1 protein-coding gene and 1 pseudogene are annotated in these 1,257 nt (G+C 57.9%); both read left to right on the top strand.

The features are described 5' to 3' along the window. Positions 1 to 881: pseudogene (locus HMPREF2656_RS02855) on the top strand (IS256 family transposase); the annotation flags it as partial. 88 nt (positions 882 to 969) lie between these two features. Further along, positions 970 to 1,257 (top strand): transposase (locus HMPREF2656_RS02850; RefSeq protein WP_210400950.1); only part of this gene is annotated, 288 nt, incomplete at its 3' end.

Below are 1,257 nucleotides of genomic sequence, written 5' to 3'. Positions count from 1 at the left end.
GCCGAACTGGACCACCTACATCAGATCAGACACAGACGCGGTGTTAGATGAGGTCATGACCTGGCAAAACCGCCAGCTCGACGAGTTCTACCCAGTGATCTTCCTCGACGCGCTACGAGTAAAAATCCGCAGGTGCCCACCGGGTGGTGAATAAGGCCTGCTACATGGCCGTCGGTGTGGATATGGACGGCATCAAACACATCCTGGGATTGTGGATCGCTGACAATGAAGGCGCCGCATTCTGGGCATCAGTCTGCGCTGACCTTGCCAACCGTGGCGTCCAAGACGTGTTCATCGTCTGCTGCGACGGGCTCAAAGGCCTGCCGGAAGCAGTAGAAGCAACCTGGCCGAATTCCATGGTGCAGACCTGCATCGTGCACCTGATCCGGGCGGCCAACAGGTGGGTGTCGTATCAGGACCGCAAAGGTGTCTCCCGTGCGCTACGTGAGGTCTTTACAGCCGCCAACGAAGACACCGCCCGCGCCAGCCTTGATGCCTTCGAGGCCAGTGAACCGGGCCGTAAATACCCGCAATCGGTCAAAGTCTGGCGCGATGCCTGGGACAGGTTCGTGCCGTTTCTGCAGTTCCCGCCAGCAGCGAGGCGGGTGCTCTACACCACGAATTCGATCGAATCGCTGAATGCTGAACTGCGTAAAGCTACCCGTAACCGCGGGCAATTCCCGAACGATACTGCGGCGTTGAAAACACTGTGGTTGATGATCTGCAACATCGAAGACAAGCGCGCTGCCCAGCGAGCGAAGAAAGCAAAGCACGACATCGAATGCAACGGCTATATTGAAGGAGCGAAAGCCACCGGGTGGAAACAAGCCATTAACCAACTAGCCGTGGCGTACCCTGACCGGTTCGCGGACTACTTGTAAACCAAGTCCCCGCACACAAAGAATCGGACACTCTCCCGCCAGTAACCTTTCGACTCAACTACCACATCTCACCGAAAGGAACATGACGATGACCGCTGATCCGCATTCTATCGACCCGGCAACCTATCTGGATGATCTGCTCGCTCAAGCCTCTCCGGATTTGATGCGCCAGATGCTGCAAGGGTTTATCAACCAAATCCTCTCCGCCCAGGCCGACACTGTCTGCGGCGCCGAATACGGCGTCGCCTCCACCGAGCGGGTCAACCACCGCAACGGGTATCGCCACCGCGACCTCGACACCCGTGTCGGCACCATCGATGTCGCAGTGCCGAAGCTGCGCCACGGTGCATTCTTCCCAGAATGGCTGTTAGAGCGA

The sequence above is a fragment of the Corynebacterium sp. HMSC034B08 genome (genome assembly GCF_001835805.1).
Classification (GTDB): Bacteria; Actinomycetota; Actinomycetes; order Mycobacteriales; family Mycobacteriaceae; genus Corynebacterium; species Corynebacterium coyleae.
This window is presented reverse-complemented; position numbering and strand designations above follow the sequence as displayed.